Below are 14,069 nucleotides of genomic sequence, written 5' to 3' on the forward strand. Positions count from 1 at the left end.
AGAGAGGTGACGATGGGGGAGTCAACGCAAAAATTGGTGATTGACAGCCGTCTGGAGGCTACCACCGAGGCCCGGCGCTGGATAGCCCAACAAGCCAGGGCTGCCGGTTTCGGCCCGGAAGTTATTTTTGCCGTTGAACTGGCGGCGGGCGAAGCCCTGGCCAACGTGGTGGAACACGCCTACGGCCAGCGGCCCGGCCACCAAATTCACCTCTCCCTGACCACCGACGAAAAGAAGCTCACCTTAACCATTCGCGATTTTGGCCGGAAGTTTGATGGGGCCGCTTTTACGCCTCACGATCCGGCAGCGGCGATTGAGAACGGGCGGGGGGTGTTTTTGATCTATGAGTTGATGGACGAGGTTGTTTACGATACCTCGCTGCCAACAGGCACTCAGTTGAAGCTGGTCAAATACCGGGGAGGCCAATAGTGCTGGATGTTTGTTTGATTTTGGAAGGAACCTATCCCTACCTGGTGGGCGGCGTTTCGGCTTGGGTGCAGACCCTACTGACCGGCCTGCCTGATCTCACCTTTGGCCTGGTGCACCTATCCGCCGATGAGGGACAGGCCAAACAGCCCCAATACCCCTTCCCGCCTAATTTGCGCCAATTTGTAGACTGGCCTCTGGACTTGGACCCCAATCCACGCTGCCCGGAGGATACTTATATTACCTTAAATGCCAACTTACCCCAGGCTCGGGTTTACCACGCCCTGTCTACCGGCTTTGCCGGGATGTTGGGCTGCCAGGTAAAAAAAGCCTCGGGCCGGCCCCTGATCCTCACCGAACACGGCATTTACTGGCGAGAAGTGGAAGTTGGTTCCACCGAGTTGGAATGTGGGTTTAGGGTGGTGCCGGACGGCCAGCATCGGATAGATTTGCAATCGTTGCGCCACCATTGGCGGGTCAAGTTGCAAGATATGGCCCAACAAACGTACCGGCAGGCCGACGCCATTACCACGGTTTGCCGGGCCAACGCCCGCTTACAAACCACCCTGGGCGCGCCTTCATCGCGGAGCCAGGTGATTTCTAATAGCGTGGATTGGCCGGCCCTGGCCCCGTCTGCGTTTCGTTCGCCAGCCGGGGATGGCGTGCCCCGGATTGGTTTTGTGGGCCGGGTGGTATCTATTAAGGATGTGTTGACCTTTATTAATGCCTGTCAATTGGTGGCCGCAGCATTGCCCCAGGCCGAGTTTTATGTCATTGGACCGCTGCATCACGATCCGGCTTACGTGGCTCGCTGTAGAGCTTTGGCCGCGGACTTGGGCCTGGCTGATCGGCTGACCTTTACCGGCGAAACAGACTCCCGGCCCTGGTACCGTCGCCTCGATGCGGTTGTTTTGACCAGCGTAAGCGAAGGCCAGCCCTTGGTGCTGCTGGAAGCGATGGCCGCGGGCACGCCCATTGTGACCACCGCCGTGGGTGGCTGCCCGGAATTGGTTTTGGGCGCAAGCAGCCGGGATCAAAAATTAGGTCCGGCCGGGTACTTGACCCCGGTGGGCAATCCCCAGGCCACAGCCTCGGCTATTTTGAACCTGTGCCGCAATAAAGAGTACTGGCAGCAGGCCTCGGCTGCCGGCCAGGAGCGGGCGCGGCGTTATTATTCTACCGGGCGTTTGTGCCGGGCTTACCGGGCTTTATATAACAAGTTCATCAATTAAGGCATTGTTTTTAGACAACTTCTACTTTACCTGGAGGTGATCATGGCTAATTGTTTAGTAACGGGCGGCGCAGGTTTTATCGGTTCTCACGTGGTAGATGCCCTCCTGGCCCGGGGCGACAGCGTGCGCGTGCTGGATAACTTATCCAGCGGGCATCGAGAAAACTTGGCCCACGTGATGAATAAGATAGAATTCATTGAAGGCGATATCCGGGATGAAGACACTGTGCAAAAAGCCGTGGCCGGGGTTGAATTGATTTTTCACCTGGCGGCAATGGTGTCGGTGCCGGAGTCTATGGAAAAACCAATGCAGGCCGAACTGAACAATGCGGTGGGTACGCTCAATATCCTGGCGGCGGCCAGAGCCGCGGGCGTGCGCCGGATGATGTTCAGTTCCACCAGCGCGGTGTATGGCGATGAACCCACACTGCCCAAAGTGGAAACCATGCAGCCCTATCCCCAATCGCCTTACGCCATCGCCAAACTGGCCGGCGAGCATTACTGCCAGCTTTTTAATCAAAACTTTGGCCCGGAAACCGTTATTTTCCGTTATTTTAACGTTTTTGGCCCTCGCCAAGACCCCACCTCGGTTTATTCCGGCGTGATCTCTATTTTTGTGGATAAATTGTCGGAGGGAAAGGCGCCCTTTATCTACGGCGATGGTGAACAGACCCGTGATTTCATTTTTGTCAAAGACGTGGCCCGGGCCAATTTAAGGGCCTCGGAAACGCCGGCAGCAGCCGGAAAAATCTTCAATCTGGGCACCGGCCGCCAGGTGACCATTAACCAGCTTTTTGCGGCGCTGCGCGATATTTTTGCCGTTGATTTGGCCCCAATTTACAAACCGGCCCGCGCCGGCGACATCCGTTATTCTTATTGCGACGCTTCCCAGGCCCGGGCCGTGATGGGCTGGTCGGCAGAAGTGAAATTTGAAGATGGTTTGCAACAGTTGGTGGATAGTATAAGGTAAAGGCTTATGCCCAAAAACAAACCGCAAGAAAGAATGTCGGCTTTGATGTGTACCGAGGGCACTTACCCTTATGAAGGCGGCGGGGTAAGCACCTGGTGCGATATTCTCTGCCACCAATTGGACCAGGTGGATTATACGCTGTACGCCATTACCGGCAGCCCCAACCTGGTGCCCAAATATACACTGCCGCCTAATATCAAAAAGACAATTTTTATTCCGCTGTGGGGCACGCAGGAACCGGCCGAGTACATTTTACCCGATAGACCCTTTTCCGAAATTTATCAGCATAAGCAAGACACCACCAATGCGGTGATCGGCAAAAAGTTCTTGCCTTTGCTGCGGCGTTTTTTGCAAGGCATGGAAGAAGAAGGCGATATTACCCCCTATGGCCGGGTTATTTATGAGTTGTGGCTTTATTTCCAAAAATACGACTGGAACCTGACCTGGAAATCCGAACCGGCCTGGCGGGCGTTTGTGGAGGAAGTGTTAGGGCCTTACGAAGCGCAACCCCACCGCTACCTGGGCAGCGAAATCCCCAGCATGTTTGACCTCACCAACACCATGCGCTGGATGTATAACTTTTTGATGCCCTTAAACGCCTCGGTGCCCAAAGTTGACCTGGTTCACTCAACCATTGCCTCATTTGCCGGGCTGGCCGGAATTATTGCCAAACATGCCTATGGCACGCCCTTTTTGGTGACCGAGCATGGCGTTTCCATCCGCGAGCGATACATCGCCATCTCCGCCACAGACTTTGGCTATTTTGCCAAACAATTTTTACTAAAAATGTACAACTTCATCTCCCGCCTCATTTACATCTACGCCGACAAGATTTCGCCGGTGGCCAACTTTAACCAACGGTGGGAAACCTTGTACACCAACCCGGACAAAATCTTGACCATCTACAACGGCATCAATCCCCGGCAATTTACGCCCAAACCCAAACCGGCCAAAACGGCCCACCGGCCCACGGCCGTGGCGGCGGCGCGGGTTTTTCCGTTGAAAGATATTGAAACCATGATCCGCTCCGCGGCGGTGGCCCGCGAAATAATCCCCGATGTTTATTTTGTGGTCTATGGCTCCCTGCTCGCCGACCCGCCCTATGTGGCCAAGTGCCGCCGCCTCATTGCCGAATTGAACTTGGAAGGTACTTTTGAGTTTGGCGGTTTTCACAACAACCCTTCCGAAATTTATAGCGAGGGCGACTTGAGCGTGCTGTCCAGTATCTCCGAGGGATTCCCCTTTACTGTGCTGGAGTCAATGGCTTGCGCCCGGCCGGTGGTGGGCACCGATGTGGGTGGGGTCAGGGAGGCCCTGGAAGGTTTTGGCATTGTGGTCCCGCCAAACGATCCCGTGGCCTTTGGCGAAGGGGTAGTTACCCTCTTGCAAAACGACCAACTGCGTCTTGAATTAGGCCGTAAGGCCAGGGAAGAAGTCATCCTGCGTTATACCACCGAACTGATGTTGCGCAAGTATTGGCAATTATACGATGAAATGCGTAACCTGGGGCCGCAAAAACCACCCCAACCGGCTGAACCTGAACGGCAAGAAGCGATGCCGAGCATAGCCCCAGCCTAGTCAATTGACATTCCTGGAAGCGTGATAAGCCAATGAGCGACCAAGATAATACTGTAACAACAGCAGAAACATTGGACCCGGTTGAAGCAGCCAAACAAGAATTGGTTGACTTTGTGTTAGACAAAACCGAAAACCCGGTCAATCACTGGGCCGTGGCCGCAACCCTGGAAAGCCGGGGCATGCGCGATATTGACGCGGTAGAAAAATATGGTAAAGCCAATATCTTTGACCTGGCCCAAGAAATCTATGCCCGTTGCCGGCGGCGCTTGCGCCTTGAAGAGTTGACCACCTACGTTTTTGAGGAAACCGAACCGCCTCTCACCCCAGAAGATGTGCGCGCTGTTTTAGAAAAACATGGCCTTACCGACAGGGAGGCCGTGGCGGAATTTGAGCAGCCCCACCTGGCGGCCTTGGTTGACGAAGTCTATACCCATTGCCATAATCGCCTGGCCGACGCCGAAACCGAAGTGTTGTGGGAAGAACCAACCTGGCTTGACCGGCTCAGACTTTTTATGAAAGCAGCCCTGGCTACCACTCCGCTGGCTATTTTTGTCACTGTGATGTTGGTGCTGGTTTTTGCCTGGTGGGTTTACTTCACCGTGAGCCGGGAACAAGCCGCTGCTTTGACCATTGGCGTTGTTCTTAGTTTTCTGGTTACCGGCGCATTTGTCCCGGCTATGGAACGCATTGGCTACTTTTTCCTGGCCCAGGGCGGCCACAGCCTACCCCGCGAAACCTGCCGCCGGTTGATGGGCCGGGGCATGGTGGCGGTGGTTGTGGTGGGCCTGATATTGGCCCTGGCCTGGTTTATCGCCGGCCTGGTCGCTGCCTTTTTCCCTCAGATAGGGCCGCTGCCTCTGCGTACATTTCTGCCTGCGCTACTCTATTATTTGCTGTTCTCTATGGTCTCGCTCTTATTGGGCGCCCTCTACACCCTCCGCCGGGGGCTGGCGATAATTACTGTGACCGCGGCGTTGGTGGCCACCTTATTGCTTATCAGCCTCACCCCCCTGCTCTACCCGGTTCATTGGGTAGCTTTGCTCATGACCGGCCTGCTGGCCTGGTGGTGGTGGCGGCGTGAGCCGGGTTGGTCAAAGGATGACGTGGAGGAGGAACTGCATTGGGCCAAACTGCCCAATCCCTCGTTTGCGGTGTATGCTTTGGCCCATTACGGTGTATTGGCCCTGGTGTATGTCCTTTATCTGCTCATTGCCTGGCTGAATGGTTGGTACTTTGGTCAGAATCCCTGGCCCATGACGGCCTGGTTCCGCACACCGCCCGAACCAGGTTTGGTGCTGCTTCCCCTGATTGTAGCCGCGCTGCTGGCCTTAGTATCGGTGGTGGTAACAGTGCTGATGCTGGAGAAGGCCATTTTTGAAGACAAACCCATCCTGGCTATTGAGGCCCCGGAACGATTGGGCCGTTTCTTTAAATTCTATCTGCGGGGCACTGTGTTTGCCGTGCCCATGGCGGTGCAGATTTTTTCGGTCATTATCTTTGGCTTTGGGCTGTGGGCCTCGCTGGACTTTACCGAAGAAGCCGCAACCACGGTGGCGGTAGGCACTATTTTATGTTTTGTGGTCAGCGGTGGTTTTGTGCAGGCTGTTGGCCGGTTGGGTCAGTATTACCACGAGCAGGAAATGCACTTTCTGGTGCGGGACATTTGTTACCGGATCATTCGCGCCGGGCTAACTACGGTATTTGCCGTAGGTATTGCCTGGTACGTCATCAACCTGTTCATCCCCTTCTTTCCCCAACGGGTCATTCTGATCAGCTTGGCCTATTATTTGCTGTTGGCCACGCTGTGGCTTTTCCTATCGGTGCTGTATACGCTTCAGCATCGCGTGGCCATTGTAATGATTGTGATCATCGGCCTGGTGGTGATTGGCCTGGTCCTGTACCTCTTTACGGGATGGGGCGGCATTAATCCCCTGAATACCTGGCTGGAACGTTTTATCAACTTTGTTATCACCGATGCGCCCGGCTGGTTTGCCAACGCCGTGCTCTGGTTCCTGGGCGGTATTTATGCCCTGGGCCTGCGCTTGGGTTATGGCGACCTTTACCGGGAAACGTATTGGGAGATTTACGCGGCCCACTGGATTGGCCTGTCGGTGGCCAACATCTCGGTATTTATTTGGGGGCATCGCAAATTGTTTGGTCCGGTTTATTACCTGGAAAGATTGACTTCGTCTATGGCCAGCCAATTGCGGCGGGCAACATTGCCCCGGCGCTCCATCTTAATTTACTCTGTGGCTCCCTATTTTGTTTATGGCGCGCTCTACTTTATCTTTCTGTTTACCGACCGCGTCATCAGTTGGTCCACCAGCACCGAGCCGCTGCCGCTGCTCATCTGGTTCCGCACGCCTTACGAGTTGGGCGTAGACTGGGCCTTGTTATCGTTGCTGCTCACCATTGCCATGCTGGAATATACCATCCACGAATTTGGCTCGGTGATCATTCCGGTGCAGGAGCAGCGAAAGGCCCTGGGCGTAAAAACCGCCCCTGTGGGCAAAAGCCAGGCCCATGCCAACCCTGCGCCCTGGTACGCCAGGCTTTTGGGCCGGCCCAAGGGTAAGCCGGAAACGTCCTTGAACAAAGTGACGGTGCAACCCCATCCCCTCAATGCTGAGGCTGAAATTGCCGTAGCCCGCAAACTGGAAGATCATAATAACTTTTTCTTCAGGTTTTACATGCGCCAATTGTTGCTGCTCACGGGCATTGCCGTGATCAGTATTCTCATTACGTATTACGCCGTTATCTGGCTGCAACGGTTTGACGATGTAAAGGCGGTGCGAGACTTTTTTGCCAATCCCATTACCTTCTGGGTGTTTTATTGGGCCGTGGTTGGCTATAGCTTTCTGGTGTGGGGCATGTTGAACAGCGTATTTTTCTTCTTCCTGTCGCGGCCCTGGCACACCATTCGCATGATGGGCATTGTGCTGATTATTAATATCCTGGTAGGCTTTATTTTGAGCCGGATGTTTGCCTATTGGTTAGGCGTGGTGGGCCTGACTGTAGGCTCGTTTTTCTTTGCCGTATTGATGACCTGGTATGCCGTGAAAGTATTCCGCAATCTGGATTATTACTATTATTCGGCCTATTAGACCAACATTCACCAGAGTTGAAGTATATCGTGTATTGCGCCCTCTTTACGCAATACATCATCCGAAATATGCAGAACTACCTTAACCCATTCAGCCAATAACGTGAAACAAGAGGAACACCTCTCCCGTTTCACGTTTTATTTTTACGTACATTAAAATTATGACTCGCACCGAGCGTAGATATTTTTGAAACAAGGAGGTCTCTTATGCGTATCGGCTTATACCACGGTTACGAATTGACCGGCTCCGGCAGCAACGAATATACCCGCTACCTGGCCCGTTCTTTTATTGAAGCCGGCCACGAGGTTCACCTTATCTGCCGTGAAGAAAACCCCGAAGAAATCCCTTATGTAACCCACGCCTACGCCTGGCAGCCGGATGGCGGCGTGGAAACTCTATTTGCCCTGGAAAACGAACCGGCCAAATGTGTGCTGCATCAGCTTCCGCACGGCAAAATCCGGCCCGTGTATTTAACCGACAAGCAGCGGCCCGGCAATGTAAAATCGTTTGTTTCGTTGACCGACGCGGAACTGCGGGCGTACCATGACCTCAACGAAAGATTGTTGACCAAAATTTTGGCCGCGCACCGGCTGGAGGTGTTGCATGCCAATCACGTAATTTACCAGCCGGTGGCTGCGCTGGGCGCGTGTCAAGCCACCCAAACGCCTCTCATCATTTTTCCTCACGGCAGCGCCATTGAATATACCTTAAAATTGGACCAACGTTATAAACGCCTGGCCCTGGAGAGCATCTTGGGCTGCACCGGCCTGATCATTGGCAACCGCGAGGTGCGCGACCGCATTTTGAACATTTATCCTGAACACCGGGAGACTATTTTGGCCAAAACCCAACTGGTGGGGGTGGGGGTGGACACATCCCTGTTCCAGCCGGTGGATCGGGCCAGGCGGCGTGCTTCAATCAAGGAATTGGTGGCTACGCACGGCAGCGGCGGCAAAACTCCCCCCCAAAGCGCAGAATTGTTTGCCCGTCTGGCGGCGGGCGATTTACAGGCCACGCGCGATTATTGGGATCAGTATAACCACTCCCTGCCCGATGATGATTTGAACGACCATTTGCAGCGCATCCCCTGGGAGCAGAACATTCTGCTTTTTGTGGGCGCCTTGACCGTAGGCAAGGGCCTGCAAAGTATCATTGCCGCCCTGCCCGGCGTGCTGGCCCAACACCCCCAAACCCATTTAGTCATTGTGGGGGCCGGGGCTTACCGCGAAGCGTTGGAGGCGTTGGTCTATGCCATTTCCAGCGGCAACAAGTCCCTGCTGTTGGAACTCTGCGCCAAAGGCAAGGATTTGGACCGTAACGAGCTAACCGGCCCCTGGGAGGACGTGCAATATTATTTGAACAACCCGGCCCATCTGGCCTTTGTGCTGGAACAGGGGCGGGGATTGGCCGAACACGTTCATTTTTTGGGCCGTTTGAGCCACGCCCGCCTGCATTTCCTCTTTCCCTGCGCCGACCTGGCTATTTTCCCTTCGGTGGTGCCGGAGGCTTATCCGCTGGTGCTGATGGAGTCGCTTTCCAACGGCGTGCTGCCGCTGGTGTCTTATTTTAGCGGCTTTATGGACGGCGTGGACGACTTGATTCCCTTCCTGGGCCAATCTTTAACGACCAGGATGAAAATCCCGGTAGACCCGGCTGTGCGCGTGGTCAGCATTGCGCCCAATATTAATGACCTCCTGACCGATGCGAGTGTAAAATCGCTCAGCCCCACGTTGCGCCAGATTGCGGTAGAAAATTACGATTGGGCCTTGAGAGCCGCCCAGATGGTAGAGGCTTATGAATGGCTGATCCGGCAAGCGGACAGAGAGAAAGAGTGAAGCGGGGTGGGGTAGATGGCTCTTGCCGTTGCCGACGAATGACCAACGACTAAACTTCGTCGTTGGTCATTTGTCGTTCGTCGTTAATCAGAAACGCCTAAATAATAACAAACAGCCCCCCAGAAGAACCGGTGGGCTGTTTTTTTACGGCTTACTTAAGTTTTATTTGTCATCCCGCTTGCTTTGGCGATATTCCCGCAACGCTTCCCTAACGCTTTGCCTGGCTTCACGCAGGGCCTGGTTGGCCTCTCGCATAGCTTGACCGGCGCTCCTCAGTGTGTCGCGGGCCTGTTGGGGATCGGTCACGTTATCCTCGTCGTCAAAACCCGCTTTTTCTTTTAGAATTTGGGCGGCAGTGGTGTGAAATCCCTGGGCCTCATCGAGTTTGATCCTGGCCTCGGCCAAAGCCGCTTCAAGCCCCGCGGTGTCTTGACCCTCTGCTTTTTCATCTTCAATGAATTCTTCAACCAGATCAGCCCCGGCGCAGGCGCTGTCAATATTGTCTTGTTGAGCCTCCAGCCGTAAGATAGCCCATTTTAAAACGTATTTCAAGCCGGTGTATTCCTGCTCTTCCTCAGTTGGCGGCGCTGCCGCCGCCGGAGCAACCAGCGCCCCTGCCAGCAGCATCAAAATCGCCAGGCCCAACAGCGACTTCATTACAAAATTCAAATGTTTCACGGTGATAAACTCCTTTCAAACTGTGCATTTATAGTTTTTTAGAAAATGATTTTGACTCGTAACTGTCGCGTCCCTATGCGGGGGCGGTGCATCGTTGTTGTTTGAACACAGTATAAAGGAGTGATGTTATAAATCTGTTGCCCGCTTGTAAAAGAAATGTAAAAAATCCAGGTGAAGCAGGCATCTCATTTTATCTCACCGAGGTAATAAGAACTTGCAAAAGAATAGTTTTCCCGGTGAGAAAAAATTGTCTCACTGAGAAAACTGGGCGATATCAGCGAGCAAATCGCGGCAATTCCCGGCTGCTTCATAATTTATCGAAGTTACTGATATGAAGCTGGTTTCACGTTTTGAGCATACTTTTGGGGCGCATTGTACCGGGAATATGCACAAAATAGTACAAGAAATGTACAAAAAATGTGTCTTCAAAAGAAGGGGGAAATGTGCTATCGTTGTTAATGCGGTTGAAAGTTTTCAACCCTTCCGGCCAGTAGATACTGTTTGAACCGGGCCTGGGCAGTATCTCCCAGGCCGAACCCGGTTATCCAAATAACGCTGGCCCAAATTGCGTCGGCGGCTGTTGACTGCGCCATTTTTTCTATTCTACACCATTCAACCAAATATCTTAAGCTCATATCCTTGGCTAAGGAAAAAGATTAATGAATCAAACCCAAGATGGAGGTAAAAGGTATAACCTTGTCTTACCGGAGGAGATGTTCAACGCGGTCAAACGAGTGGCCGATGCGCAGCAAACCAGCATAGTTGAGGTTATCCGTAAATTCATCAAACTTGGTTTGATGGTTTTTGAGATGCAAGAAACTGCGGAAATAACTCTGGTTGTAAAAAAAGGAGGTGAAGAACAAAAAATTATTCTGCTTTGAGTTTTGTCCAAATTTGAGGGACCGGCGTCCTCAAAGGCGGCCTTGATCAATGATAATTGGTTTATAAAAAGGGATAGCTTCAGGGATTCACAATGGAGTCTGCCGGCTATCCCCCAGAAATGGAGAGAAAAAAAATGAAGCATGTTTTGCAGTATCTACAACAAAGCAAGGTAATTTCTCTGATAGTTATTGGCGCGGTATTGGCCACCCTCTGGACCGTTAGCAGCGTGGGGGCCGCGCCTGCGCTGCGGCAGCTTTTTGCCGGGCCGCCGCCCACGATGATCAATTACCAGGGCGTGGTGCAGGTGGGCGGCACGCCGTATAACGGCACCGGCTATTTCAAGTTTGCCGTGGTCAACAGCGCCAGCGGCGACGGCACTACCAACTACTGGGCCAACGACGGCACGGCCAGCGGCGAACCGGCCACGGCCGTATCCCTGGCCGTGAGCGCGGGCTTGTTCAACGTGCTGCTGGGCGACACCAGCCTGCCCGGGATGAGCCAGGCGCTGGACGAAACCGTGTTCGGTGAAACCGACACCTATCTGCGGGTCTGGTTCAGCCAGGACGGGACCACCTTTGAGGCGTTGAACCCCAACCAGCGCATTGCCAGCGTGGCCTATGCGTTGCGGGCCAAATATGCCGAGAACGGCCCCTCCGGGCCGAGTGGGCCTACCGGGCCGCAAGGGGACCAGGGTCCCAGTGGCCCATCGGGTCCTCAAGGCCTGGCGGGGGCAGATGGGGCTGACGGTGCGGCTGGTCCTTCCGGCCCAAGCGGCCCTTCTGGTCCTCAAGGCCCTGCCGGAGCAGATGGTGCTGACGGTGCAAGCGGCCCCTCGGGTCCTTCCGGTCCAAGTGGGCCGTCGGGTCCTCAAGGCCCGGCGGGTGCAGATGGGGCTGATGGTGCTGATGGTGCAAGTGGCCCCTCGGGTCCTTCCGGCCCAAGTGGACCGGCGGGACAACCAGCACTCGTGACGTTCGAACCATCAAGTTGGAGCCACTCCCTTTCGAACACTACAACTTGGACAGATATTAGTGCTTTGTCGTTTCCTGTAACGACAAATTCAGATAACAGTATTGTATCGTGTACCCTTAGTTCGGATCATCAAGGTTCTTCTCTCCGTTTAAGGTTCTATTATGCTACACCCTTCACGCTCTTTCATAGTAGTGATTTCGGTACCTTCTATTCAGATTTGAGCGACTGGGCGCCGCTATCGTTTACACAGATGACGGTCATTCCAAGTGCTGGTACTTACACTATTTCGGTTCAATATAGGGGTTCAGGGGTTATGTCTGGTCCCCTAATCCAGTGTCTAGTGTTTGAACCATAATTAAAGGGGTAGGTTGGGTTGAGCCACCATGCGAGCCGATTTTGCATCCGATGTTGGGTTTCACTCCCTTGATTTAGCCTAACTATGCCGCGAAACCCAACACGTTGCCTCAATAGGTAAGTCAGATAAGCCGTTCAACCCAACCTACTGAAAACTACAGGTTTCGTATGAAGGGCCACAGTAACGCAAAGGAGAACCTAATGAGAAAAGAAACACACATCATCGCCGTAGGTCTGGCCGTGCTTCTCATCATTGTGCTGGTGGGCGTGGCCGGGGCGGGCAGTTCAACCAACTATACCCTTGATTGGCAGGTGCTCACCGGCGGCGGCGCGCCGGCCACCGGCAGCAGTACGATCACCCTGAACGGTTCAATGGGCCAAACGGCCATTGGCCCGGCCAGCAACGGCAGTAATGTTACGTTAAGCGCCGGTTATTGGTTTGGTATCGGCCAGGGGAGCGCCCCGCCGGGCGGCGAGCCGGTGTATCTGCCCATTATTTTGCGCTCGTCATAAATAAAGCAGCCCAGGCGGTCAGGTTGTAGAAACCTGGCCGCCGAACAAAATTTTGAGTCTAGAAATATTTATGAGTTACGCAGTTGAGCGTTTAAATGTCATTTCGAGCGAAGAATGAGCGAGAAATCTCCAAGAAACTCATCTGCAACGGCCAAATTGGATATTTCTCTTCGCTTCGCTCATCGAAATGACATGAACTGCGTAACTCCTACTATTAACAAAGAAAGCGAGGCAAAGAATTATGAGTGAAGAAAAAACAAACGTTGGCATGGGGTGGCTACCGGACCCACCTGATATGCGGGATTATTCGCTAGAGCGAGAAGAAGTGCCGCCCAAACTCAAGTCATTGGGGCAAAAGCCGGTCAAAACAATGCTTGACGAATTAGGCGTGTTGGAAACAAAGAAAAAATTATCGCCAACCCAAGATTTAAGCCGTTTCTGCTCGGCGGTGGACAATCAGGAATATATCGGCTCGTGTACCGCACATGCTGCGGTGGGTCTGTTGGAGTATTTTGAGAAAAGAGCATTTGGAAAACATATTGATGCTTCCAGGCTCTTTCTCTACAAGGTAACCCGTAATTTACTACATTGGACCGGAGACGAGGGGGCTTATCTCCGCACCACCATGGGGGCTTTAACGCTCGTTGGCGTTCCCCCCGAAGAATACTGGCCATACAAACCCGCAGATTTCGACCAGGAACCGCCCGCCTTTTGTTACGCCCTGGCTCAAAATTACCAAACCGTTCAATACTTCCGCCTCGATACTCCAGGAGTTACTGAGGAAGTTTTGTTGGAACGGATTAAAACATTCTTGGCTGGGGGGCTGCCGTTGATGTTTGGATTTAGAGTTTATAACTCTATCTGGCAGATCGAGGACGGCAAGATACCCTACCCCATCCCTCTTGATAATGTGGTAGGTGGCCATGCTGTTTTGGCCGTGGGTTATGATGATAAGATAAAGATCAAGAATCCTGGTTCGGGTGGGCTGGAAACCGAGGGCGCTTTACTCATCAGAAATTCCTGGGGAGAAGGATGGGGAGACAAAGGTTATGGCTGGCTGCCCTACCAATATGTCTTGAGCCGGTTGGCGGTTGACTGGTGGTCGCTCTTGGAAACCGAGTGGATTGAAAAAGGAGATTTTGATTAGTAGCCACTTTTTCATATTCCAAAAATCTACTGATCGCGGTAGAGACACATCTAGGTTACGTTTGCAGCGTACCGCATTTCCAGGGAGAGGGCTGCATTAAAAACGTGACCTATTGCGTAAAAAGATTTACCAAAATCTTGTGGAAGGTAGGCAAGTCAATTAGGAGATAATCCATGTTCAAACAACTCAAACAAATCTTACAGCAAGTCAAAATCGTGCCCCTGCTGACCATCGGGGCGGTGGTGGCGGTGCTGGCAACGGCCGGCAGCGTGGGGGCCGCGCCTGCGTTGCGACAGCTTTTTGCCGGGCCGCCGCCCGCGATGATCAATTACCAGGGCGTGGTGCAGGTGGGCGGCACGCCGTATAACGGCACCGGCTA

The 14,069-nt window shown here is 53.4% G+C and carries 13 protein-coding genes; 11 read left to right on the top strand and 2 right to left on the bottom strand.

Annotated features, from left to right (window positions below; translation table 11 throughout):
- Window positions 1-12 precede the first annotated feature (12 nt).
- The 6 genes from JW953_17495 to JW953_17520 all read left to right on the top strand — a co-directional run bounded on the left by JW953_17495 (window position 13) and on the right by JW953_17520 (window position 9,144).
- Window positions 13-429 (top strand): ATP-binding protein, encoded by a 417-nt coding sequence (locus JW953_17495; GenBank protein MBN1994496.1) that lies wholly within the window; start codon window positions 13-15, stop codon window positions 427-429.
- Window positions 429-1,658, top strand: coding sequence for a GT4 family glycosyltransferase PelF (gene pelF / locus JW953_17500; GenBank protein MBN1994497.1), 1,230 nt, complete (start codon window positions 429-431; stop codon window positions 1,656-1,658). The genes JW953_17495 and pelF (JW953_17500) overlap by 1 nt, the downstream gene beginning before the upstream one ends.
- Before the next feature lie 42 nt (window positions 1,659-1,700).
- On the top strand, window positions 1,701-2,627 hold the full coding sequence (locus JW953_17505) for an SDR family oxidoreductase (GenBank protein MBN1994498.1): 927 nt from the start codon (window positions 1,701-1,703) through the stop codon (window positions 2,625-2,627).
- 6 nt (window positions 2,628-2,633) lie between these two features.
- Entirely contained in the window at window positions 2,634-4,205 is a 1,572-nt protein-coding gene (pelF, locus tag JW953_17510) for a GT4 family glycosyltransferase PelF (GenBank protein MBN1994499.1), read from the top strand.
- A gap of 32 nt (window positions 4,206-4,237) precedes the next feature.
- Window positions 4,238-7,309 (top strand): hypothetical protein, encoded by a 3,072-nt coding sequence (locus JW953_17515; GenBank protein MBN1994500.1) that lies wholly within the window; start codon window positions 4,238-4,240, stop codon window positions 7,307-7,309.
- A gap of 206 nt (window positions 7,310-7,515) precedes the next feature.
- A complete protein-coding gene (locus JW953_17520; protein MBN1994501.1) occupies window positions 7,516-9,144 on the top strand; it encodes a glycosyltransferase family 4 protein in 1,629 nt (542 codons plus the stop codon).
- 162 nt (window positions 9,145-9,306) lie between these two features.
- Here the strand turns inward: JW953_17520 and JW953_17525 are convergent, their stop codons facing one another.
- Window positions 9,307-9,822, bottom strand: coding sequence for a hypothetical protein (locus tag JW953_17525; protein ID MBN1994502.1), 516 nt, complete (start codon window positions 9,820-9,822; stop codon window positions 9,307-9,309).
- A gap of 455 nt (window positions 9,823-10,277) precedes the next feature.
- The gene (locus JW953_17530; protein MBN1994503.1) at window positions 10,278-10,415 is read right to left on the bottom strand and encodes a hypothetical protein; all 138 of its coding nucleotides are present in this window, start codon (window positions 10,413-10,415) and stop codon (window positions 10,278-10,280) included.
- Between the two features lie 66 nt (window positions 10,416-10,481).
- Here JW953_17530 and JW953_17535 point away from each other — a divergent pair, with 66 nt between their 5' ends.
- The 5 genes from JW953_17535 to JW953_17555 all read left to right on the top strand — a co-directional run.
- Window positions 10,482-10,703, top strand: coding sequence for a hypothetical protein (locus JW953_17535; GenBank protein MBN1994504.1), 222 nt, complete (start codon window positions 10,482-10,484; stop codon window positions 10,701-10,703).
- 278 nt (window positions 10,704-10,981) lie between these two features.
- Window positions 10,982-12,031: a collagen-like protein gene (locus JW953_17540; GenBank protein MBN1994505.1), complete on the top strand. Its 1,050-nt coding sequence runs from the start codon at window positions 10,982-10,984 to the stop codon at window positions 12,029-12,031.
- Between the two features lie 200 nt (window positions 12,032-12,231).
- Complete coding sequence (locus JW953_17545; GenBank protein MBN1994506.1) at window positions 12,232-12,543, top strand: hypothetical protein; 312 nt, start codon at window positions 12,232-12,234, stop codon at window positions 12,541-12,543.
- Window positions 12,544-12,784: 241 nt separating this feature from the next.
- Window positions 12,785-13,690 (top strand): cysteine protease, encoded by a 906-nt coding sequence (locus tag JW953_17550; GenBank protein MBN1994507.1) that lies wholly within the window; start codon window positions 12,785-12,787, stop codon window positions 13,688-13,690.
- A gap of 173 nt (window positions 13,691-13,863) precedes the next feature.
- Window positions 13,864-14,069: hypothetical protein (locus JW953_17555; protein ID MBN1994508.1), on the top strand; the 206-nt coding region annotated here is incomplete at its 3' end.

It is taken from the genome of Anaerolineae bacterium (assembly GCA_016931895.1).
Lineage (GTDB): Bacteria > Chloroflexota > Anaerolineae > 4572-78 > J111 > JAFGNV01.

Bases quoted from the DNA above. Each gene is read 5' to 3' on its own strand.
- JW953_17495 (MBN1994496.1), top strand. From the start codon at position 13: ATGGGGGAGTCAACGCAAAAATTGGTGATTGACAGCCGTCTGGAGGCT.
- JW953_17505 (MBN1994498.1), top strand. From the start codon at position 1,701: ATGGCTAATTGTTTAGTAACGGGCGGCGCAGGTTTTATCGGTTCTCAC.
- pelF (MBN1994499.1), top strand. From the start codon at position 2,634: ATGCCCAAAAACAAACCGCAAGAAAGAATGTCGGCTTTGATGTGTACC.
- JW953_17515 (MBN1994500.1), top strand. From the start codon at position 4,238: ATGAGCGACCAAGATAATACTGTAACAACAGCAGAAACATTGGACCCG.
- JW953_17520 (MBN1994501.1), top strand. From the start codon at position 7,516: ATGCGTATCGGCTTATACCACGGTTACGAATTGACCGGCTCCGGCAGC.
- JW953_17530 (MBN1994503.1), bottom strand. From the start codon at position 10,415: ATGGCGCAGTCAACAGCCGCCGACGCAATTTGGGCCAGCGTTATTTGG.
- JW953_17535 (MBN1994504.1), top strand. From the start codon at position 10,482: ATGAATCAAACCCAAGATGGAGGTAAAAGGTATAACCTTGTCTTACCG.
- JW953_17540 (MBN1994505.1), top strand. From the start codon at position 10,982: ATGATCAATTACCAGGGCGTGGTGCAGGTGGGCGGCACGCCGTATAAC.
- JW953_17545 (MBN1994506.1), top strand. From the start codon at position 12,232: ATGAGAAAAGAAACACACATCATCGCCGTAGGTCTGGCCGTGCTTCTC.
- JW953_17550 (MBN1994507.1), top strand. From the start codon at position 12,785: ATGAGTGAAGAAAAAACAAACGTTGGCATGGGGTGGCTACCGGACCCA.